Below are 20,937 nucleotides of genomic sequence, written 5' to 3' on the forward strand. Positions count from 1 at the left end.
CGGACCCACAAGCTTTCCATGCCACTTTTCCACTCTTTTAAATCAAAGTTAAATTTAACCCGATAGCGTCCTTGGGTATCAATATAGCCATAAATGTCATTGTCGGGACTGGTGACCCTTGCCGGTAAAGTACCACTGACTTGTGGCCAGCGTATGGGCGCGGGGCGATAGGGTTTTAAGGCTTGATAAGGAATGGCGGTAAAGGTGAGCTCATAAGCATCAGTGCGATTACCTTGCCCCTGTACATTTAAAATAATGATACCGTCATTAATATCTGCTAGCGGACTGCCGTTGAGGTTAATCCATTGACCGGGGGCAAGGTGATAGTGATTACTCTTGCCTTTGAGAATAATTTGCTGGCTAATCGCCTGTTCATGACGAATACGGGCATACCACTGACCACTTTCAATCTGATTATCGTAAGTGTTATGGTCATTATCACTATTATCCTCACCATGAGTGTGTGGATTTCCCTGTCCGTTGCTCGCTAAGCCTTGATAGTGCTCAGCATAACGATAGTCGCTGCCATAGGTGGTAAGGTCTTTGGGTTGGGTGTTAACTTCTCCCCGTAAATTGGCGAGGGCATCACGGTAGTGATAGTCTTGTACTTTGACTGAGGAGACCACCACTTCGCTATGCAGGCTGATATCCCACACACTTTCCACACCCCTATCGAGCGTGCCAGAGGGGGGGGTTATCGTCAATATTAGCCACCTGCGCATAGCCTTGCTCATAATCACTTAACACCATTACATCACAGTGGCGCTCGGCGTGGGTTTCAAAGCGAAACCAGATACCCACATCGGCCAATAAGCGTTGAATAAATTCAAGGTCACTCTCTTGCCACTGCGTGATAAACTCCCGCTCAGGATAGCTCTCTTTTAACTCTAAACGGTAATCAATGCCCGTTAAACCATGACTGCGCAGCACTTCTTCAACCACACTCACCACGCTTTGCTGTTGAAATATGGCACTATGTTGCCCAATAGCCAGCCGTGCTAAACACGAAGATAATACCACCTGATAATGAGCTTCCTCTTTATTGACCGATAACTGACTAAACTCAGTAATCACCCCATGCAAGGTGCGTTTATCATTCACCGACGGTAAGTCACTTAATGATGAGATTGTTGACATTACGCTTTGATACGGTTGATGGATAACAGGATTAAAAGAGAATGTGGCTTTTTGATTAAGCACTGAATCAATGGATAACGCTTTGTCAGAGCTGGTAAAAGTAATCACATAACGCCAAGGCTGGTTTAACGACTCATTACCGTCAACATGCCAAACCGAAATCGGCGAGCGCAGCCCCTCAACAGTTAAGCTATAGCGATTATGGCTAACGCCCCCTAAGCCCGTCACTAATCCGTCCCCAAATTCACCGATTAAGTGATTAAGCGTGTTGTCCATATTGTTTTCCTATTTTCCCTAAAATCTCTATATTTTATTGTTAATGAGGTGATTGGCTTATCGTTATTTATAGTATTGTTTTAAGCATAAACGATAATGGGAACAGAGTATAAACCATTATGAGGTAAAATTTAATGGTTTTTTATACTGGGACAAAAACCAAGTGATTGCAATTAAATCAGCCGAACCACCGGGGCTTAAATTGCGTTTTATTAATTCGGTGTCAAGTTGATATAGGTTGTGTCGACCATCAGGATGAATGATACCACCTTGATTAATGAGTTTCTTGGCTTGTTTTTGAACAAAGGTTAATCCATCTAAGCCTCCTCTTGAAACTACATTTGTATCTTGATTATAAGCAAGTAGATGTAACATGGCTTGTAATAAGCAACTTTCTTCATCATAGCCACTGTTTTGCATTTCTTCAAAGATAGGCAGTGAGATATTTCTAACTGTTGCATAGCCGGATTCAGCTTCTCCTCTTGCTCCAGTAAGGTTATGGAGCTTAAATAGCTTCTCGCCTACAGAACTCGTTAGATTATTTTGCTTTAGTTCGTTTTGAACCATGCCTTGGCAAAAGGATGAAACCTCGTTGCAAATACTTTGCGTGTTGAGGGGTAATTCTAGCTGTTCTAATTTGCCAATCGCGCCGAGTAGTAGTCCAAAGGCGAATATCCCCCCTTTATGAGTATTAACTTGATTGGTGGCTTGTAACATGGCTTGTTCACACTCAATACCAATCGGTCTAATTCCCGCTAAAAATAGTTTGTTATTGTGTAAAGCGGATGCTTTGCCATATTGATAAAAACATTCAAACCAGTTGCTAATGGCACTGATACTGTGGACAAAGGTTTGAAAATCCATATCACGATGCGCACCACTATTATTCATATCAACCAATCCGGGTTTTGGTGATAGGCAAATTTCTTTTATTAATGCTTGAGTTGCTAATTGCGCAGGTAAACATCGATTGGGGGCATTATTGAGTTTTAATTCTAATAATGCGATTTGCTGATAATAATCACTCATTATTATGGGTTACCTATTGGGATGATATGTATCATGTTATGTGATGCTAGGGCGTCATAAACCAATTCATTGCCTAAAATGGATTAGTTTATGACAAGGATTAATAATTGCTATGTGTAGATACCGCTAGTACTTCCCGATTACCATTGTGGCTTGGAGCGCTAATGATGCCCTCTACTTCCATTTGTTCCACAATGCGGGCAGCTCGGTTATAGCCAATTCTAAATTTTCGTTGTACGCTAGAAATAGATGCTCTCCGCGTTTCTACAACAAATGCAACAACTTGATCGAATAATGGATCGAGCTCTTCACCTAACATATCTGCGTTACCATTTTCACTTTCGTCGGTTGCTACAGTGACATTTTCGATATATTTTGGTGTGCCACGAGCTTTCCAATCTTGTACAACGGCATGCACTTCTTCATCGCGGACAAAGGCGCCATGAACGCGAATTGGAATGGAACTATTAGGAGCTAAATAAAGCATATCCCCCATACCAAGTAGTGATTCAGCGCCCATTTGATCCAAAATAGTACGCGAGTCAATTTTACTTGATACCGTAAAAGCGATACGGGTTGGAATATTTGCTTTGATTAAGCCGGTAATGACATCAACCGAGGGGCGCTGGGTCGCTAATACCAAGTGAATACCAGCCGCCCGTGCTTTTTGAGCAAGCCGTGCAATTAACTCTTCGACTTTTTTACCAACTGCCATAATAAGGTCAGCAAACTCATCAACCATAACCACAATATATGGTAATTTTTCCAGTGTCGGCATGTTAAGATCCATGCTGTCTGTTGGTTTCCAAAGCGGATCGGGAATAGGCCTGCCCATTTGTTCTGCCAGTTTGATTTTTTCGTTATAACCGGCAATATTACGGACACCTAACGCCGACATGAGTCGATAGCGTCGTTCCATTTCGTTAACACACCAATTAAGCGCATTGGCAGCATCTTTCATATCAGTTACTACTTGGGTTAATAAGTGTGGTATCCCTTCATAAATAGATAGTTCAAGCATTTTCGGGTCGATCATAATAAACCTGACATCTTCAGGCTGTGATTTATACAAAATACTTAAAATCATTGCATTAACGCCGACTGATTTACCTGAACCTGTCGTACCGGCAACTAATAGATGTGGCATCTTTGCCAAATCAGCAACCACTGATTGCCCAGCGATATCTTTCCCTAAGACTATCGTTAGTGGTGATTGCGCATCTTTAAACTGTGGACTATCTAAGACTTCTCTAAAATAGACCGTTTGGCGATTTTTATTAGGTAATTCAATGCCAACATAAGGCTTACCCGGAATGACTTCGACCACACGAACCGATGGCATGGATAGTGAGCGAGCTAAATCACGGTCTAGCGTTGAAATTCGAGCAGCTTTAATACCTGGTGCCAGTTCAATTTCAAATCGAGTAATCACAGGCCCAGGTAAATAATCAACCACTTTAGCTTTAACTCGGTAATCTGATAGACTCTTTTCAATTAGTTCAGCCATGGCGTTTAAAGCGGCATGATCAACTTCGATTCGCGCTGTCGGTGGTGCAGTTAATAAGTTTAGCGACGGCAAAGGTGTAGTTGGTTTAGGTAATGGTTTATCATGACGTCGCAATAATGGATGAATTAAACTTTCTTCGTCGCTTTCATTGGAATAATCTTGAATATCTTCAACGCGATCTTCTTCAGGGTAGATGTCGTCAATGATTGGATTGGCTTTTTTTAGCGCTTCAGTATCAATATATTCCAGTTGTTCTATGTCTTTTTTTACTTCTGTTGTAATTTCTGTATCTGCTATGTTTTTTAAGCCTGTAATAACTTCTGGCTCTTGTATAAATGGTTGCTCGGCTTCAATTGTTTCAATCGTTGAAACGTCTGTGGTGGGTTCAAAGGGTGTTTGTTCATGAGTGAATTTAATTTCAGGTTCGTGATGTGCTGAAGTAAAAAAGGGTTTACTTGGGGCATCTGAAATTTTGTATTTATCTGATTTTTCAAATGATAATTTTTCTTCGGAGTTTTGCGTTTGTATAGCTTGTTTAATTTTCTCCATTGATGACGACAACGCTTGCTCTTGAGCTGGAGTGGTTTTATTTCCATTCATGTTTTGAATAATCGATTCAAGACGAGACAAAATTTCGTTTGGATCGAGTTCTTTCTTTGGCGAATTATTGTCAATTGTTTGCGGTATCGCTGTTGACTGTGGTAATTGCGTATTTTTGCGAGTTGATTCGATTAATTCGTCAGTGGTTTTTATTAATATTTCTTCATTGTCAGTTGATACGATTGTATTTGAAGACGGTTCTTGAGATGTTTCATTACTAGGGATAGCATTCGATGTTTGAATGATATGAGTATTATCATTTTTTGTATCAAAAGGCATAGTAAATTGAGGTTCTTGGGTGTCCTCATCAGACCTTGCTGTTGGTTTTTCATGCTGTTCAAGTTTATGAGTTGTACGATAATTAATGAACCATCTAATCGGCGACAGTAGCATCATGACAAAAGCGCCTAATTTTTCAATTAGATTGAGCCATGATAATCCAGTTAATAACGTGACACAAGCTAAACAAATTCCAAGAAGAATTAATGATAAAGCAACGCTATTTATAATGGGTAAAAGGCTTTCAATGACTATCGCACCCAGATAGCCACCCGCTTCAAATTGTTCAGAATCACGGATATTTAAAGCAAAAAATCCAGTCGCACTAAATATAAATGCTAAAATACCAATAATCCGAAATGAAAGGCTAAAGTAGTTAATAGGATCATTTGCATGCTTATAAAGATAAACGATTGTCTGTAAGCAAATAAAGATAGTAATGAAGGGTAGGCTATAAGCAATAAAGCCTAAAAATTGAAAAAAAATATCGCAGGTATATGCGCCAATATAACCACCAAAATTGCTAATAGGGTAGTGCCAAGCAGTACGAGACCAACCGGGATCGGATGGATCGTAACTGAACTGTGATAATAATAAACAAACAGATAAACCTATTATTGCGAGGAGAATGAATTGAGTAATAATCTGTTTTCTTGTCATTTTTGGCTTTTTCAAACAAGTACCTAAAAACTATTGCTATTAAAATTGCGAGCATTTTATCATAAATTGTGTCTGCTCACAGAGTCAATACTCCCTAAAACGTGATTTAATGTTAGGTTATTATGTAACGGGAAATAGGGTGGTATTGAATCTTATACCATTTTGTACATATCGATGCGCATTAGTAATATTGGCAGTAATTTCAGTTTCGGTTAATTTGCGAATAATTTTGGCAGGCGCACCCATAATTAAACAACCTTCTTCATAGGGTATGGTGTGTGTTACTAGTGAGTTAGCACCAACAAGGCAATTTTTTGCAATTTTGGCATTGTTTAATAAGGTACTTCCCATACCAATTAATACATTATCTTCAATTGTGCAGCTATGTAGGATGACATTATGCCCAATAGTGACATTTTCACCGATAATGCAGGGAATATCAGTTTCAATATGGATGGTCGTGTTATCTTGTACATTACTATTTTTTCCAATATGTATGGGGGCTATATCACCCCGTAAAACAGCGTTAAACCAAATAGATACGCCTTCTTGTAATACAACATCACCAATGATATCGGCAGATTTTGCAATAAAACAATTTGGATGAATTTGTGGATATAAATTCCCTAGTTGATAAATCATAATTGTTACCTTTTATTGTTTTTGACACTCAAAAATAAGCTAACAGAAAGGAAATTGCATAACACCATAGAGCTAATCATGAGCCATTCTGTTGTATTGTCGACCGTTATAGTTACCGCAGTATGCGATGATACTAATATTGATAATAATATACCCATTGTTCCTGCAATTGCGAATCGAATTGTACCTGCCAGCGAAGAAGCTGTGCCGGCAATATGTGGGTAAAAATCTAAAACGACGGCCATACTATTGCCACCAATGATTGACATACAACCAATATAACCAGCAACACAAGCAACAAGATAGGCAAATCCTAAATTAAATAGTGTGACGAGCATCAGCCCTATTGCCATAATAAATTGGAGCAAAAGACCCAACTGCATCATTTTAATAGCGCCAACATGTTTAACAAAACGGCTATTTAATGTATTCATCAGAACCATCACTATGATATTGAACGCAAAGTAGTAACCAAAGTTAATTGATGCCACACCATGCAGATTCATATAAACAAAAGGCCCTAAACTTAAGAATGAAAACAATCCTGCACTAGAAAATGCGCCTATCATCATATAAGTTAACACTTGCCTATGGCGAAATAGGGTAATGAAATTACTTAATATACGCATTAAACTGAATTTATCACGTTTTGTTTTGGCTAGTGTTTCGGGAATAAAGGTGACAACTAGACCAAAGCAAGTCAAAGCAATTAAGCTGATAGTGTAGAAATTAGCTTGCCAATTAAACCAATATAAAATAAATCCACCAATAATCGGTGCCAGTAATGGTGCAACATTGGATATCAGCATCACAAACGACATCATTTTAGAAAACTCGTCACGATCATGATAAATATCTTTCATTAACGCATTAATGACTATTGCTGTAGCTGCCGCCGCAATACCATGAAAAAAGCGAGCTGTAATTAATTGATTAATATTGTTGGCAATACCACAGCTTAACGCCGCAACTATAAAAATAATTAGACCAAAAATGAGAACATTACGACGCCCATAACTATCTGTGAGTGGTCCAAATAAAAGTTGCCCAACAGAAAATCCTAATAAATAGCAACTAATTGTTAACTGTACCGTGCCATCGGTTACATTAAAGTCGCGTGCAATAGTTGGCATCCCGGGTAAATACATATCTATAGATAGAGGCATCAGCATAGAGAGTAATCCAAGGATAAATATAAGTGCTTGTTTCGAAATTTTAAGATTAACTAAAGTATTTTGAGTTGGCACGTGGTACCTCCTTCAAAGTTTATTCAAAATGCGCATAATAATATACGCGGCAATAAATACCGCCAAATTATTTAAAAACATTCAAATGGTTAAAAGGAATATTTTTGTTAAAAATTATGCAAATTCGTGTGTCAATTAAACGAGTCGATTTCATCTTGTGTAAGTGGTCGATATTCCCCTTCAGGTATATCAAGGTTTACTTTGCCTATCTGTTTTCGATGCAACGCAACAACATGATTATTGACCGCTGCAAACATGCGTTTAACTTGATGATATCGTCCTTCACTAATGGTTAATTCAGCTTGATAGTCATCAATAATATGTAATTTAGCGGGTTTAGTGAGCGATTTCTCACTTTTTAATTGAATGCCATTTTTAAACATATCAATCAGTTCAATGCCTAATGGTTGTTCAACCGTGACAACATAGACTTTTTCGCAATGATGCTTGGGTGATGTAATTCGGTGTGACCATTTACCATCATCAGTCAGCAATACCAGCCCTGTCGTATCAAGATCAAGCCGGCCTGCTGCATGTAGTTTTTCAGGCATCGGTTCATCAATAAAATAAAGAATAGTGGGATGGTCGGGATCATCGGTTGAACAAACATAGCCTTGGGGCTTATTGAGCATGAAATAGCGTTGGTTGGTCACTTGTTCGATTTGGTATCCATCATAATGAACAATTTGTTTTGGCGATAATTGATAAGCGCCCGATTTTATAATCTCACCATCGACAGTTACTTTTTTTGCTTTGAGTTCTTTGGTTACAATCGTGCGGCTGGCGCCTAAGTGATGAGCAAGAAATTTATCTAATCGCATAATTTAAAAAGTGTTCCTGTATTACTTTAAAGGTGTATATATATCAAAGCGGTGATTTTTAGTTTTTATTTCGGCCGTGGGTTTTTGATTGGCTAAAAATGGTGCATAATCGGGTCTTTTTACCACAACTCTTTTTTGGGCTAATTGCCTTGCTGGTGCTAATAAGTTATCTGCATCATTATCACTGCCAACTAACTGTTGAAATATGCGCATCTCTTTTTTGACAAGTGCACTTTTTTGTCGATGTGGAAACATCGGATCGAGATAAACCACATCGGGTTTTTCAGGGTAAGAACTTAATCCCTCAATGCTTGAATAATGAATTAAACGTAAATGCTGATTAAGCCAACTACCAATATGGGGATCTTGATAAGCCCGTTGTAAACCATCCTCTAGTAATGCAGCAACGACGGGGTGTCGTTCAAACATAGTGACATGGCAGCCGATAGACGCTAAAACAAAGCCATCTCGACCAAGCCCTGCTGTGGTATCAACAACGGTAGGTAAATACTCACCTTTTACACCAACGGCTTTAGCAATTGCTTCACCGCGACCACCACCAAATTGGCGACGATGTGCCATAGTTCCAGAAACGAAGTTTACGCATATCGAACCTAATTTTGGTTCGTCAGTCTTTTGTAACTCAAGTTGATTGTTTTGGGTAATCAGAGCGAACGGTAGATCGGCATGTGCGGATAACCATTGCTCAGCTAATAATTTTAGCTGAGCTACGTTAGGACTAGTGGATACCATAATGACGAAGTAATGCTTCAAGTTGAGGTTCGCGGCCTCGGAAGTTTTTAAATAGTGTCATTGGTTCATCGCTACCACCTTGCGACAAGATGTTATCAAGAAAGGCATTCCCCGTTTTGGTGTTGAAAATACCTTCTTCTTCAAAACGTGAAAATGCATCAGCCGATAATACTTCTGCCCATAAATAGCTGTAATAACCCGCAGCATAACCACCAGCAAAGATATGACTAAATGCATGTGGGAAACGACCCCATTCAACGGTAGGCACAACAGCGACTTGCTGTCTTACTTCGGCTAACGTATTTAGAATATCAGGATCTTTTTGTGTATGTAATTTAAAGTCAAAAAGACCAAATTCCAATTGGCGCAAAATAAATAGTGCAGCTTGATAGTTTTTAGCATCTAGCATTTTTTCTAACATTTCTGCTGGTAGAGGCTCGCCTGTTTGATAATGTCCTGATATAAATGCAAGTGCTTCAGGCTGCCAACACCAGTTTTCTAAGAATTGACTTGGTAACTCAACGGCATCCCAAGGTACCCCATTAATTCCGGCAACAGATGAAGTATCAATCTCGGTTAACATATGGTGTAAGCCATGACCAAACTCATGGAATAGGGTGGTGACTTCATCGTGCGTAAATAATGCTGGCTTGTCGCCAATAGGGCGATTAAAGTTACAGGTTAAATAGGCAACTGGTTTTTGTACATGACCGTCAGCAAAACGCATACGACCAATACAATCATCCATCCAAGCACCACCACGCTTGTGTTCGCGTGCATATAAATCAAGATAGAAGCTGCCTTTCAATTCACCGTTAGCGGCAAAGAGATCATAAAATTTTACTTCAGGATCCCAAACTTCTACGCCTTGGCGTTCTTTGGCTGTAATCCCAAAGATGCGATGTACTACTTCAAATAAACCATTAATTACTCGTTGCTGAGGAAAATAAGGTCGCAACTCTTCATCGTTAATACTATATAAATACTGTTTTTGTTTTTCGCTATAATAAGCCACATCCCATGGCTTGATATCACTAGCACCAAAAAACTCGTAAGCATAACGTTTAAGTTCAGCCAGCTCTTTTTCACCTTGAGGTTTAGCTTTAGTTGCTAAATCATTTAAAAATTCGATGACTTGTGAGGTGGATTGTGCCATTTTTGTTGCAAGTGATTTATCAGCATAAGTATTGAAGCCTAGTAATTGTGCAAGTTCATGACGTAGCGTTAAGATTTGTTTGATGATCTCGGTATTATCCCACTTACCAGCATGGGGTCCTTGATCTGATGCACGAGTAGTATAGGCTTGATAAAGTTCAAATCGTAAATCACGATTATCACAATAAGTCATAACAGGAAGGTAACTTGGCATATCTAAGGTCAGTAACCAACCCTCTTCACCTTTTATTATGGCTTGTTCTTTGGCAGCAGCAAGCGCACTTTCAGGTATGCCAGAGAGTTCTTTAATATCAGTAATTAATTTTGACCAACCCATGGTCGCATCAAGCACATTATTGCTATATTTTGAGGATAATTCTGATAGTTTTGCAACAATTTCACCGTAGCGTTTTTGTTTATCATCAGGTAAACCAATTCCGGATAATTCAAAATCACGTAATGCATTATTAATAACTTTTTTCTGTGCTTTGCTTAACGTAGCGTATTGTTCGCTTTCTCTGAGTTGTTTATAGGCTTGATATAAAGGTTTATATTGTCCTACCCATGTACTGTATTCAGATAGTAATGGCAGACAAGCTTCATAAGCTTCACGTAATTCTGGGCTATTTTTAACTGAATTAAGATGGCTAACTGGAGACCAAGCTCGGCCAAATTTTTCGTCCATTTCATCAATTGGTTGGATTAAGTTATCCCAAGTATATTGGCTATTTTGCTTTAATACTGTTTCAATTGTATTTCTGCAGTTTTTTAAAGTCTCTTGTATAGCAGGCAAAACATGCTCGGGCTTAATTTGTGAAAAGAGGGGTAATGGTGCATCTGTTAATAATGGATTAGTCATGTAGCGATACCTTTATACACATGGGTTGTCTATTGATAGAACATAATATGGTGGCAAATTTAGTTAATTCAAGAGAATGTCATGCTTGGGAAGCATTATAATCCCATCAATTTGCGTTCACGCTGCCACTCTGAGGGAGTATAGGTTTTTATCGAAAGTGCATGGATACGGTTATCGCTAATAAATTCTGCCAAAGGAGTATAAATCGCTTGTTGTTTTTTTACACGATTTAAATCGGCAAATAATTCACCGACAGCAATCACTTGAAAATGGCTACCATCGTCGGTCAAGACATGTACATCATCAAGCTCAAGCGAACTTTTTAATTTATCTATAATTTCTTGTTTATTCATTATTCATACTCATCTTTAATATAAATTATGGGTGTTATGTTTTGTTAAAAAGTTTCAGGTAACCATGTGTTTTAGTATAAAACCTAACTTTTTATATATTGATCACAGGTTGTAGATCGTACAATGTAATTAATGTTTGTAACTGAGGATTAATACCCTTGAGCTTTACATCATATTGATTGCAAAAATAAATTAACGTCGCAAGCCCTGAAGAATCAACTCGAGTTAGCTGCCCTACATCAATGTATTTGACACCATCTAAAATGGTATTTTGTGTTGACCATAAGTCGTTTAAAGAGTGAACATCAAGTTCACCCAGTAAACACAATACATCTTGTTGTTTTTCTGATTTGATTCGCGACATTATAGACTAACCTTCTTGTTTAGCATTTGGATCAATATTGCGATTTGAGAGATTAGTTAATTGTTTAGTTAATGCATCAATACCGTCTTGACGTAAAATCGTTGACCACTCATTTTGTTTGGTGGTGATCATGCTTACACCTTCAGCAATTAGATCATAAGCTTTCCATTCGCCAGTCACAGAGTTTTTGCGCCATTGGAAATCAATTCTTAATGGTTGAGCTTGATTTGGTTGAATTAATAAAACTCGAATAGAAATGAGGTTTTTACCTGTTAAATTCTTTGCTGTTTCAACTTGGTACTGCTGCCCATTATACATAGAAAGTGCTTGAGCAAAAGCTTGTACAAGATAGTTTTCAAATGCCGAAAAATAAGCTGCGCGTTGTGTTTCTGTTGCACTTTTATAATAATTACCTAAAATGAGTGCACCAGCATATTTGACCTGAACATAAGGTAATAAATCTGATCTTACGATCTCTTTTAGTTTGTTAGGGTTTGATTTTAATGCTGCGGATTGTGCATTCATAGTGCTAAAAATTTTATCAGCAGCAACTTGCATCTCTTTATAGGGATCATTTTCGGCAAATGCAGCAGCACTAAATATTAAAGCTATTACTAAAAAAACAGCCTGTTTGAATTTGATTAACATAATAACTCCTTACTTTTCGTTTATGTCTTGCGTATCTTGTTTTTTATCTTTATCAGATGAACTGCCTACACTATAAAGAAATTGGCCAATTAAATCCTCTATAACCATGGCTGGTTTGGTATTGTTTACCACAAAACCATCTTGAAAATAAGCTGGTTTATTATCTTTTTTCTGTGCTACATGTGTTGTATCATCAGCTTCTAATGCATCAAGCTCAAATTCAGTATTTTGATCTAATCCAAAATTAATATCTATGAATTGTTCACCTAATAATCCTGAAGTTTTAATTGAAAGCGAGCTTGAGCTTGGAATTTTATCATATTGTGCATCTATATCCATTGTTACATAAGGCTTGTACTCATCGTCATTTGACGCATTTAGTGAAATATTACTGACACGACCAATAACTACCCCACCAATTTTGATAGGTGATCGCACTTTTAGTCCACCTATGTTATCAAATACTGCATAAACCCGATAAGAATGATGGCTAGTAAATGATGTTGGATCGGTAACTCTAAAGCATAAAAATAGTACTGAGCAAATGACCAGCACCATAAATAATCCTACTGTAATTTCAACTTTACGACTCATGTTTAATAACCTCAATGACTAAACATTAATGCGGTTAAAATAAAATCTAACCCCAAAATAACTAATGATGAATAGACAACAGTATTAGTTGTTGCCCGGCTAATTCCTTCTGATGTTGGCACACAATCATAACCATTAAAAAGTGCAATCCAAGTGCTGGCGATGGCAAAGGCAAAGCTTTTGACAAAACAGTTACCTAAATCATGCCACCAATCCACATTACTTTGAATAGATGACCAGAAGAATCCTGAATCAATACCTTTCCAATCAACGCCAACAAGTGCACCACCTAAAATGCCAACTGTGACAAAAATTGCAGTTAAAAATGGCATACTAAAAAATCCAGCCCAAAAACGCGGAGCAATAATACGTCTTAAGGGATCAATTGCCATCATTTCCATACTTGATAACTGTTCAGTTGCTTTCATTAAGCCGATTTCGGCCGTTAATGCAGAGCCTGCACGACCTGCAAACAGTAGTCCAGCAACAACAGGACCTAATTCACGAAGTAAAGCAAGAGCAACCATCATCCCTAAACTTGCTTCTGCACCAAAGGTAGTTAGAATAAAATAGCCTTGCAGAGCCAAAACCATGCCTATAAAAAGACCAGAAACAATAATAATGGTCAGTGACTGTACACCAACAAAATAAAATTGCTTAACGAGTAATGGAAATTGTTTGTTCAATTGAGGTTTACCAATTAATGCTCCAAAAAGCATAACACCAGAACGACCAATCATCGCAATGAAATTGATAAACCATTGCCCCAATTTTGCTAGTAAATTCAACATTATTTTATACCTCTGCTTAGGTCTAATTTGTAATCATCAGCAGGATAATGAAAAGGTACAGGTCCATCAGCTAATCCGTCAAGGAACTGTTTAACCCGTAAATCGTCATTATCACGTAATTGCTGTGAAGTGCCACCTGCAATAATGTGCTGTTCAGCTACAATATAAGCATAATCTGCAATACTGAGTACTTCATTCACATCATGGCTGACAACAATGCAGGTTAATCCTAATGATTGGTTAATTTCAGATATCAGTTTAACAATAACACCCATCGAGATAGGATCTTGCCCAGCAAAAGGTTCATCAAACATAATTAAATCGGGATCAAGAGCAATGGCCCTAGCTAAAGCGGCTCGCCTTGCCATACCGCCAGATAGTTCGGATGGCATCATTTGAGCTGCACCGCGTAAGCCAACAGCTTGTAATTTCATTAAAACTAAATTATGCAATACAGGTTCCGGCAATTTGAAGTGTTCGCGTAGTGGATAGGCGACATTATCAAATACAGTCAGATCGGTAAATAATGCCCCTGACTGGAATAACATGCTTATGCGTTTACGCACTTCATAAAGTCGGGATCGAGACATGCCTGGAATGTCCTCTCCATCAAATAAGATTTTTCCTGACTGTGGTTTTAGTTGACCACCGATGAGTCGTAATAGTGTAGTTTTACCAATTCCTGAAGGCCCCATAATAGCAGTCACTTTACCTTTAGGGACATTTAAACTCATATTTTTATAAATAGGCCTTGTTCCACGATAAAAAGACATATCATGGATTTCAACCAAATTCTGTGGTAATGCCTCTTCCACCATTATTTCCTATACTACTAAAATTATAATTGTGGCTATTTTACTTGATATTTGTGAATAAAGGAATTAAAAGTGGTTATTGAATTGTTATTTTTAAACAAACTTTTAGCAACGAAGGTTAGAGGAAAAAATAAATTGAAATGCACAAAATAAAAAAGAAATCAGACCTTACCTAGCAAACGTAAATCAGACAATTAGCAAGTAAGTTTAATAAAATTTTTTATTTTTTGATTTCTTTTTTATTTAATATCTTGTTGATTGGTTTCAAATTAATCGTTTAATTTTAATATAGTATTTTTTATTGCAGGTTGCAATGGTAATGATTTTGTTCTTGAAATATGATTAATTTCTTCTTCATTGTCAAATGGAATATTTGAGAAAAAGTCATATTTTTGTTTAATATTTGTCGCATCTATTCCTAACCAATTCGCTATTCCATTAGTAAAAAACAAGCCCGTTTTATTTAAACTTATTATTTGTCTAGATGTATCGTCACTAGATATTTTAATTAATGGAATGTGATAACCTTCTTGCTCTTCTGAGTGCATTAATTCTGAATTTTTATCCTTGATGTTACGTATCTTTATTCCGTGATCAGAAAAATATATCATACTAAAACTTTCGTTAGTTTCTTTTAATTCATTATAAATTTCTTCAATTAATTTATCTGTGAAATAGACTATTTGATTATAACAGTTTATATTTTTATAATTTTTAGTTAATTTTATGGGGAAATTAAACCGTTGATATCTTTTTATAACATCGCACACTTCGTATGGATGAAGATCATGAAGATGTATAACAAAAAAGTTTCGTTTATTATCATGAGATAATTGTAAGTATTTTTTAAAAGTTACTAATAAATCATGATCTGTTGTTGTATCGGCGTCTATTTTTTTTTGGAAAAAAGAATAATTACTTTTTAATCCAATACTTGTAATTGGAGTAGCATGTCTTCCTACATAATTTTGATTAGATATCCAAAAAGACGTAAATCCTGCACTATTCACTAAATCAATTAAATTTAAGTTATATTTAGGCTTAAAATTGTTTTGTAAGGTCAAAACTCTTGTTAAAGATGGTATTGTATGGGTAGCAGGGGATAACATGCCATCAACGATAGTACCATTAACATTGCTTAAAAAGGGAGTTGTATCTGGTTTATAGCCATATAATCCGTGATAAAATTTGGAACCACTTTCGCCAATAATTAAAACATAATTTTTATATTTATTGTTGACATTAACTACATGCCAATCGTTCTTGTTAATATTTTCTTTAAAATCTTTTAATTCAGTTATTGCATTTTTAGTGGACAAATATAATTCTTTAAAAAATATTAAGTTTGGTATAAAAATAAGACTTCCAATTAAACTAATAATTAGAATGAATTTGTTGTTGATTTTGAGTTTACCTTTGTTAACTAAGGTTTTTCCCCATAAAATAAAATAAGTTAATATAAAAATACTGTATATAATATATTTTATTGATATTTTTGATAAAAAATCTGAAGATTCTGCTACATTAGTTGAATATAAAGTAATAAGATAATCTGAAGTGATAAAACCAAATTTCAATCCAATCGGTAAGTATAAAGATAAAAATACAATTACGGGGAAAAAAATAAACCAATACAATTTTTTATATTGTGAAATAAATAATATTAAACATGTAGATGTAACTATATTGATTATAGTAAATTGGATATGAATACATCTAAATAACAGCCATAGTGCAAAGTATAATAGGCATGCATTGGTTATATTTACTAATATTTTTTTATTTGATGTCATTTTTCTTTTTCCATAGTGATGTAATAATTAGCAATATGATTAATATGATAAATCCAATAAAGAATTTATTATTGTCTTTTATTTTTATTAAAATATCAGTCGAAGCTGAATATAAAATTAAATAAGGCAATGCCCCTAAATATGAATAGAGCAAGTATTTAAATTTGTTTTCCTTAAAATAAACCCCCATATAATTAATTGCATTATATGGTATAGGGCTTAATCTCAAATAAAACAAATAATGAGGTTTTGAAGGATTTATTGATACTTTATATTTTTCAGTTAATGCTTTTATATCAAAAAATAAAAGACTCTGTGGAATGTAAATCATTATGAACATATTGATTATAATTCCTGTGCTTGAAATTAAAAAACCTTGTTTTTGTCCTAAAATCAAAATAGCTAATACATACAGGATTGGCATAGGAAAGAAGAATATTGGTAATATTGCAAAAAAAATTAGCAAATATAGTTGTACAAATTTTAAATTTTTTAAAATGTTAAAAATATAAACGTAATCAGTAATCTTAAATAAAAATAAGATTAAAATTAAAACCAGTAGTTTGATATAAATATTCATTTCTATATATTAGCTATTATCATCAATAAATAGTCATGCGATTGCTTGTTATAACTGTAGGAAGATGCTGGGATGTTTACGCTTCATGACTAAAATAATCCTCTAAAAATTTATAAGGCGTTTTACTCAAGATCACTTTAGGCAATTTAATCGTATTATAGTAGTTTACAAATCTCTTAAGCCTTTGTTTTCTATTTTCTGAATTGTTCAATATTTGCGGATTATGCCACATCTCTATTAAAGTGTGTATCATTTCTTTCGTTTTTCCCATTTGTTTAAGGGCAGATAGGTTTCGTGAATTTTTGATTGATACGATAGTTGTAAGGCGTTTTTACAAATAGGTGTTTGCTCATTCCTTGATATTCACATCAGATATACAATAAATATTTTCTGGTTTTCTGCTTCCTTTCATTTTTAAGTATAAGGTAAAAGCCTGGTGTCGACATACAACATTTCACACGGATAGATTTTATTACCGCGTTTAGCTTGTCGACTTAATTTATCTTCAATGAATTTTTTATTATTAATAAAAAGGTTAGATTCTTCACTCATGATTTTATAACGTTTGTTTTTACGCAGTAAGGAGATAAATAGCTTCAATCTAGCTTTTGTTAGCTCGTTATAAAAATATTTAGCCTGATCGGCGACTATTATTTTTTTCCCCTATAATATAGTTGCTATATCTCCAGCCAGTGAAACAACGTTATGCATATTCATTACAGTAGTTTCTCCAATTACTGTAAATAACGTGAGTAATTCCTATAGATTAATTTCCCATCTTATTAAATCTAATTTATTCTATGATTAGGTAATTATTCATGTTCATTAAGTGTCTAGTACCTAGCCATTTGTTTGTCAACCGTTAGTGCCCAAGCATCAATCCCGCCCGTAAGGTTATATAGGAAGTGGGGATCAAAGCCGTTTTCTGCTAAATAATAAGCAACGTTTAGGCTTCGCCTGCCATGATGACAATAAATAACTATATCGATCTCATCTGGGATTTTATCTAAATATAGCGGGATCATATTCATTGGAATATGCGTTGCGTTATTGATAACACAAATGGCTACTTCATTGGATTCTCGTACATCAAGCAGAAATAGATTTTCTTGCTGCTTTAATTTTTGTACAAGTTCGACTGGGGTGATTTCCTTTATTGTCATTATGTAAAACTCATTAGAATAATTGTCAAAAAGTTTCAGGTAGGTATGTGTTTCAGTATAAAATTTCAATTTTAAATTGATTAATATATCCTGCAATGATATTGCAGGATATATTTTTACCACTTATACCGCTAATGCCTTACTAATTTTTTCAAATAAATCTTTAGATAAATTTTCAATTTTTAGTAATGCTTCAAGTGCTTTTCGCATTTGTTGTTGACGTTTTTCGTCATAACGTTTTAATCGAATAAGCGGATCGATAAGCCTTGCTGCAACTTGCGGATTTTTTTGGTTTAACTCAGTAAGAATCTCAACTAAGAATTGATAACCACTGCCATCTTCAGCATGAAATGCCACAGGGTTATTATTGACAAAGGCGCCAATTAATGCACGAATCCGATTTGGGTTACTGAGTGTAAATGACCGGTGAGTTAATAATTTTTTCACGGTAGCAAGAACATTCTTTTCTGGGCTTGTTGCGTTCAATGCTAACCATTTGTCCATAACAAGTCCATCTTGATGCCATTTATTATCAAAGTCAGCTAATAAGTCAGTTCGACAATCCAGTTCAGCTTTTACCGCTACATTTAAGGCCGCTAAACAATCGGTCATATTATTGGCTTGATGGTATTGTTGGCCAACTAATGTATTGGCGCGCAAACTATCATCGGCATATGCTAATAAAGTTAAACAACAGTTTTTAAGTGACCGTTTAGCTATATCATTATGTTCAATTTGATATTGTGATGTTTTATTGTGGTGATAAACGGCTAATAATTCATCATAGAGTTCGTTTGCAAAATGAGTTAATAAAAATAGACGCACTTGATAAATTGCGATTGGATCAACCACAGTAAATAAATTCGCCAACTCGTTTTCAGACGGTAAGGTCAAGATTTGCGCAATAAGGAAAGGATCAGTATTTTCTGATAACAATACCGCTCTAAAACTATCTAATACTGAATCAGGTAGCATTAATTTCTGATTTTCCTGATAATTTTTTACATTTAAGCGAACATATTTTGCTAATAACATTTGAGCTGCATCGTAACGGCTAAATGTGTTAGTCGCGTGTTGCATTAAGAAAATAAGATCATTATCTTGATAATCATAAGTTAACTTAACAGGCGCTGAAAAATCACGTAATAATGAAATGATCGGTTTTTGAGTGACATTATCAAAGATAAATTGTTGTTTGTTTTGTGTTAAATTTAAAACATGGTGAATAGTTTTGCCTTGGTATTGCAGTGGAATTATTTCACCATTATGTTGATATAACTCGATATCAAGTGGGATATGCAAAGCTTGTTTTTGTGCTTGATCTTGAGTTGCTGGCGTATATTGTTCTACCGTTAAAGTATATTGTTGATTTTTTTCGTTGTAATTATCGGTAACGACAAGTTCAGGCGTACCTGATTGACTATACCATAATTTAAACTGAGTTAAATCGATACCTGAGGCATCTTGCATGGCGGCAACAAAATCATCGCACGTTGCAGCACTACCATCATGGCGTTTAAAGTAAAGTTTCATCCCTGCTTGGAATTTATCTTCACCTAATAAGGTGTGCATCATACGAATAACTTCAGCCCCTTTTTCGTATACGGTTACTGTATAAAAGTTATTCATTTCAATGACTTGTTCTGGACGAATAGGATGAGACATTGGGCTAGCATCTTCGGCAAACTGAACAGTACGCAAGAGTTTGACATCTTCAATACGTTTTACTGCACGTGCTCCCATATCGGCGCTAAATTCCTGATCTCGAAATACTGTTAATCCTTCTTTTAAACTGAGTTGGAACCAGTCACGGCAGGTAACTCTATTACCTGTCCAGTTGTGAAAATATTCATGACCAATTACACCTTCAATACCGAGATAGTCATCATCTGTTGCTGTTTGTGGTTTGGCAAGCACATATTTTGAGTTAAAGATATTCAAACCTTTATTTTCCATTGCTCCCATATTGAAAAAATCGACTGCAACGATCATAAAAATATCTAAATCATATTCAAGTCCAAAACGAGTTTCGTCCCAACGCATGGCATTTTTTAAGCTAGTCATTGCCCAGTGCGAACGATCTAAATTACCTTTATCAACATAAATTTCTAAATCAACTTTGCGTTTGGATTGCGTAATAAACTGATCTTTTAAAATATCAAAATCACCAGCAACTAAGGCAAATAAGTAAGCAGGTTTAGGGAACGGGTCTTGCCATTGTACCCAATGACGTCCATCAGCGAGTTCGCCTTGCGCTATGCGATTACCATTCGAAAGTAGGTAAGGATAACTTTGTTTATTCGCGGTAATGCGTGTTGAAAAGCGTGCAAGCACATCGGGTCTGTCAAGATAATAGGTGATATGACGAAATCCTTCTGCTTCACATTGAGTACAAAGCGCTTCGCCTGATACATATAATCCTTCAAGTGCTGTATTATCAATTGGTTTGATTTCGTTAACAATCGTTAAAGTAAATTCTGCAGGAACGCCTTGAATGATTAATCCTGTTTTCGTGATTTGATAATCATGCCATGGTTGCTCGTCGATATTAACGGAAATCAATTTAAGATCTTCACCATCTAAAATTAGATCGTTCGCTTGCTTATTTTTTTGAACGATGCGGCTACGAGCTGTTACAGTTGTTATTTCGGGTGCTAAATCAAAATCAAGATCAATGTCGGTAATGGTAAAATCAGGTGCTTTATAATCAAGACGGTTTTTTGCAATAGGTTGCGATTCAGGTGTTTTTGTATTCATGTTGTTATAACCTTTTTGGTTTGGACTCAATATATATGTTGTGCTAGCGAATATTATAGCTGATTAAAAACAATCTTATTACATAATTAATCTATATCTTCATTATTATTCTGC

Annotated in this window: 18 protein-coding genes and 2 pseudogenes; all 20 read right to left on the reverse strand. The window is 35.8% G+C overall.

The features are described from left to right. Positions 1-722 (reverse strand): contractile injection system protein, VgrG/Pvc8 family (locus A9G23_RS04245; RefSeq protein WP_218059489.1); only part of this gene is annotated, 722 nt, incomplete at its 3' end. Further along, positions 670-1,413, reverse strand: coding sequence for a type VI secretion system tip protein VgrG (gene vgrG, locus A9G23_RS04250; RefSeq protein ID WP_065586439.1), 744 nt, complete (start codon positions 1,411-1,413; stop codon positions 670-672). The genes A9G23_RS04245 and vgrG, both read right to left, overlap by 53 nt. Before the next feature lie 117 nt (positions 1,414-1,530). Further along, on the reverse strand, positions 1,531-2,442 hold the full coding sequence (citG, locus tag A9G23_RS04255; RefSeq protein ID WP_081296945.1) for a triphosphoribosyl-dephospho-CoA synthase CitG: 912 nt from the start codon (positions 2,440-2,442) through the stop codon (positions 1,531-1,533). A gap of 100 nt (positions 2,443-2,542) precedes the next feature. After that, positions 2,543-4,087 (reverse strand): annotated as a pseudogene (locus A9G23_RS11720) (DNA translocase FtsK); the annotation flags it as partial. An 879-nt stretch (positions 4,088-4,966) separates the two neighbouring features. Beyond that, positions 4,967-5,488 (reverse strand): annotated as a pseudogene (locus A9G23_RS11725) (DNA translocase FtsK 4TM domain-containing protein); the annotation flags it as partial. Positions 5,489-5,608: 120 nt separating this feature from the next. Further along, positions 5,609-6,130 carry a gamma carbonic anhydrase family protein gene (locus A9G23_RS04265; protein WP_065586440.1) on the reverse strand — a complete coding sequence of 174 codons (522 nt, stop codon included), beginning with the start codon at positions 6,128-6,130 and terminating at the stop codon, positions 5,609-5,611. Positions 6,131-6,135: 5 nt separating this feature from the next. Then, the gene (locus A9G23_RS04270; protein WP_065586441.1) at positions 6,136-7,377 is read right to left on the reverse strand and encodes a Bcr/CflA family multidrug efflux MFS transporter; all 1,242 of its coding nucleotides are present in this window, start codon (positions 7,375-7,377) and stop codon (positions 6,136-6,138) included. A gap of 131 nt (positions 7,378-7,508) precedes the next feature. Then, positions 7,509-8,198 (reverse strand): 16S rRNA pseudouridine(516) synthase RsuA, encoded by a 690-nt coding sequence (gene rsuA, locus A9G23_RS04275; RefSeq protein WP_065586442.1) that lies wholly within the window; start codon positions 8,196-8,198, stop codon positions 7,509-7,511. 21 nt (positions 8,199-8,219) lie between these two features. Then, the gene (locus A9G23_RS04280; protein WP_065586443.1) at positions 8,220-8,951 is read right to left on the reverse strand and encodes a class I SAM-dependent methyltransferase; all 732 of its coding nucleotides are present in this window, start codon (positions 8,949-8,951) and stop codon (positions 8,220-8,222) included. Beyond that, the gene (gene prlC / locus A9G23_RS04285; protein ID WP_065586444.1) at positions 8,938-10,965 is read right to left on the reverse strand and encodes an oligopeptidase A; all 2,028 of its coding nucleotides are present in this window, start codon (positions 10,963-10,965) and stop codon (positions 8,938-8,940) included. Before prlC ends, A9G23_RS04280 begins: the two co-directional genes overlap by 14 nt. 95 nt (positions 10,966-11,060) lie before the next feature. Continuing rightward, positions 11,061-11,318, reverse strand: a complete 258-nt coding sequence (locus tag A9G23_RS04290) for a BolA family protein (RefSeq protein WP_065586445.1) — start codon at positions 11,316-11,318, stop codon at positions 11,061-11,063. A 91-nt stretch (positions 11,319-11,409) separates the two neighbouring features. Further along, positions 11,410-11,682 carry an STAS domain-containing protein gene (locus A9G23_RS04295; RefSeq protein WP_065586446.1) on the reverse strand — a complete coding sequence of 91 codons (273 nt, stop codon included), beginning with the start codon at positions 11,680-11,682 and terminating at the stop codon, positions 11,410-11,412. A gap of 6 nt (positions 11,683-11,688) precedes the next feature. Next, on the reverse strand, positions 11,689-12,330 hold the full coding sequence (mlaC, locus tag A9G23_RS04300) for a phospholipid-binding protein MlaC (RefSeq protein ID WP_065586447.1): 642 nt from the start codon (positions 12,328-12,330) through the stop codon (positions 11,689-11,691). 9 nt (positions 12,331-12,339) lie between these two features. After that, positions 12,340-12,924 carry an outer membrane lipid asymmetry maintenance protein MlaD gene (gene mlaD / locus A9G23_RS04305; RefSeq protein WP_065586448.1) on the reverse strand — a complete coding sequence of 195 codons (585 nt, stop codon included), beginning with the start codon at positions 12,922-12,924 and terminating at the stop codon, positions 12,340-12,342. A gap of 11 nt (positions 12,925-12,935) precedes the next feature. Then, positions 12,936-13,715 (reverse strand): lipid asymmetry maintenance ABC transporter permease subunit MlaE, encoded by a 780-nt coding sequence (gene mlaE / locus A9G23_RS04310; RefSeq protein WP_141669964.1) that lies wholly within the window; start codon positions 13,713-13,715, stop codon positions 12,936-12,938. Further along, positions 13,715-14,533: a phospholipid ABC transporter ATP-binding protein MlaF gene (mlaF, locus tag A9G23_RS04315; protein ID WP_065586450.1), complete on the reverse strand. Its 819-nt coding sequence runs from the start codon at positions 14,531-14,533 to the stop codon at positions 13,715-13,717. Before mlaF ends, mlaE begins: the two co-directional genes overlap by 1 nt. Positions 14,534-14,799: 266 nt before the next feature. Continuing rightward, on the reverse strand, positions 14,800-16,323 hold the full coding sequence (locus A9G23_RS04320; protein WP_065586451.1) for a phosphoethanolamine transferase: 1,524 nt from the start codon (positions 16,321-16,323) through the stop codon (positions 14,800-14,802). Continuing rightward, a complete protein-coding gene (locus A9G23_RS04325) occupies positions 16,310-16,903 on the reverse strand; it encodes a hypothetical protein (RefSeq protein WP_065586452.1) in 594 nt (197 codons plus the stop codon). The genes A9G23_RS04320 and A9G23_RS04325 overlap by 14 nt, the downstream gene beginning before the upstream one ends. Before the next feature lie 833 nt (positions 16,904-17,736). Further along, complete coding sequence (locus A9G23_RS04330; RefSeq protein WP_065586497.1) at positions 17,737-18,066, reverse strand: rhodanese-like domain-containing protein; 330 nt, start codon at positions 18,064-18,066, stop codon at positions 17,737-17,739. 123 nt (positions 18,067-18,189) lie between these two features. Next, the gene (gene pepN, locus A9G23_RS04335) at positions 18,190-20,823 is read right to left on the reverse strand and encodes an aminopeptidase N (RefSeq protein ID WP_065586453.1); all 2,634 of its coding nucleotides are present in this window, start codon (positions 20,821-20,823) and stop codon (positions 18,190-18,192) included. Positions 20,824-20,937 lie beyond the last annotated feature (114 nt).

The organism is Gilliamella sp. App4-10 (genome assembly GCF_001690495.1).
Lineage (GTDB): Bacteria > Pseudomonadota > Gammaproteobacteria > Enterobacterales > Orbaceae > Gilliamella > Gilliamella apicola_G.

What these genes read in the sequence shown, in the direction of transcription:
- citG (WP_081296945.1), bottom strand. Translation starts at nt 2,442, where the DNA reads ATGAGTGATTATTATCAGCAAATCGCATTATTAGAATTAAAACTCAAT.
- prlC (WP_065586444.1), bottom strand. Translation starts at nt 10,965, where the DNA reads ATGACTAATCCATTATTAACAGATGCACCATTACCCCTCTTTTCACAA.
- A9G23_RS04320 (WP_065586451.1), bottom strand. Translation starts at nt 16,323, where the DNA reads ATGACATCAAATAAAAAAATATTAGTAAATATAACCAATGCATGCCTA.
- A9G23_RS04295 (WP_065586446.1), bottom strand. Translation starts at nt 11,682, where the DNA reads ATGTCGCGAATCAAATCAGAAAAACAACAAGATGTATTGTGTTTACTG.
- mlaE (WP_141669964.1), bottom strand. Translation starts at nt 13,715, where the DNA reads ATGTTGAATTTACTAGCAAAATTGGGGCAATGGTTTATCAATTTCATT.
- mlaF (WP_065586450.1), bottom strand. Translation starts at nt 14,533, where the DNA reads ATGGTGGAAGAGGCATTACCACAGAATTTGGTTGAAATCCATGATATG.
- rsuA (WP_065586442.1), bottom strand. Translation starts at nt 8,198, where the DNA reads ATGCGATTAGATAAATTTCTTGCTCATCACTTAGGCGCCAGCCGCACG.
- mlaD (WP_065586448.1), bottom strand. Translation starts at nt 12,924, where the DNA reads ATGAGTCGTAAAGTTGAAATTACAGTAGGATTATTTATGGTGCTGGTC.
- A9G23_RS04290 (WP_065586445.1), bottom strand. Translation starts at nt 11,318, where the DNA reads ATGAATAAACAAGAAATTATAGATAAATTAAAAAGTTCGCTTGAGCTT.
- pepN (WP_065586453.1), bottom strand. Translation starts at nt 20,823, where the DNA reads ATGAATACAAAAACACCTGAATCGCAACCTATTGCAAAAAACCGTCTT.
- A9G23_RS04325 (WP_065586452.1), bottom strand. Translation starts at nt 16,903, where the DNA reads ATGAATATTTATATCAAACTACTGGTTTTAATTTTAATCTTATTTTTA.
- vgrG (WP_065586439.1), bottom strand. Translation starts at nt 1,413, where the DNA reads ATGGACAACACGCTTAATCACTTAATCGGTGAATTTGGGGACGGATTA.
- A9G23_RS04265 (WP_065586440.1), bottom strand. Translation starts at nt 6,130, where the DNA reads ATGATTTATCAACTAGGGAATTTATATCCACAAATTCATCCAAATTGT.
- A9G23_RS04330 (WP_065586497.1), bottom strand. Translation starts at nt 18,066, where the DNA reads ATGACAATAAAGGAAATCACCCCAGTCGAACTTGTACAAAAATTAAAG.
- mlaC (WP_065586447.1), bottom strand. Translation starts at nt 12,330, where the DNA reads ATGTTAATCAAATTCAAACAGGCTGTTTTTTTAGTAATAGCTTTAATA.
- A9G23_RS04280 (WP_065586443.1), bottom strand. Translation starts at nt 8,951, where the DNA reads ATGGTATCCACTAGTCCTAACGTAGCTCAGCTAAAATTATTAGCTGAG.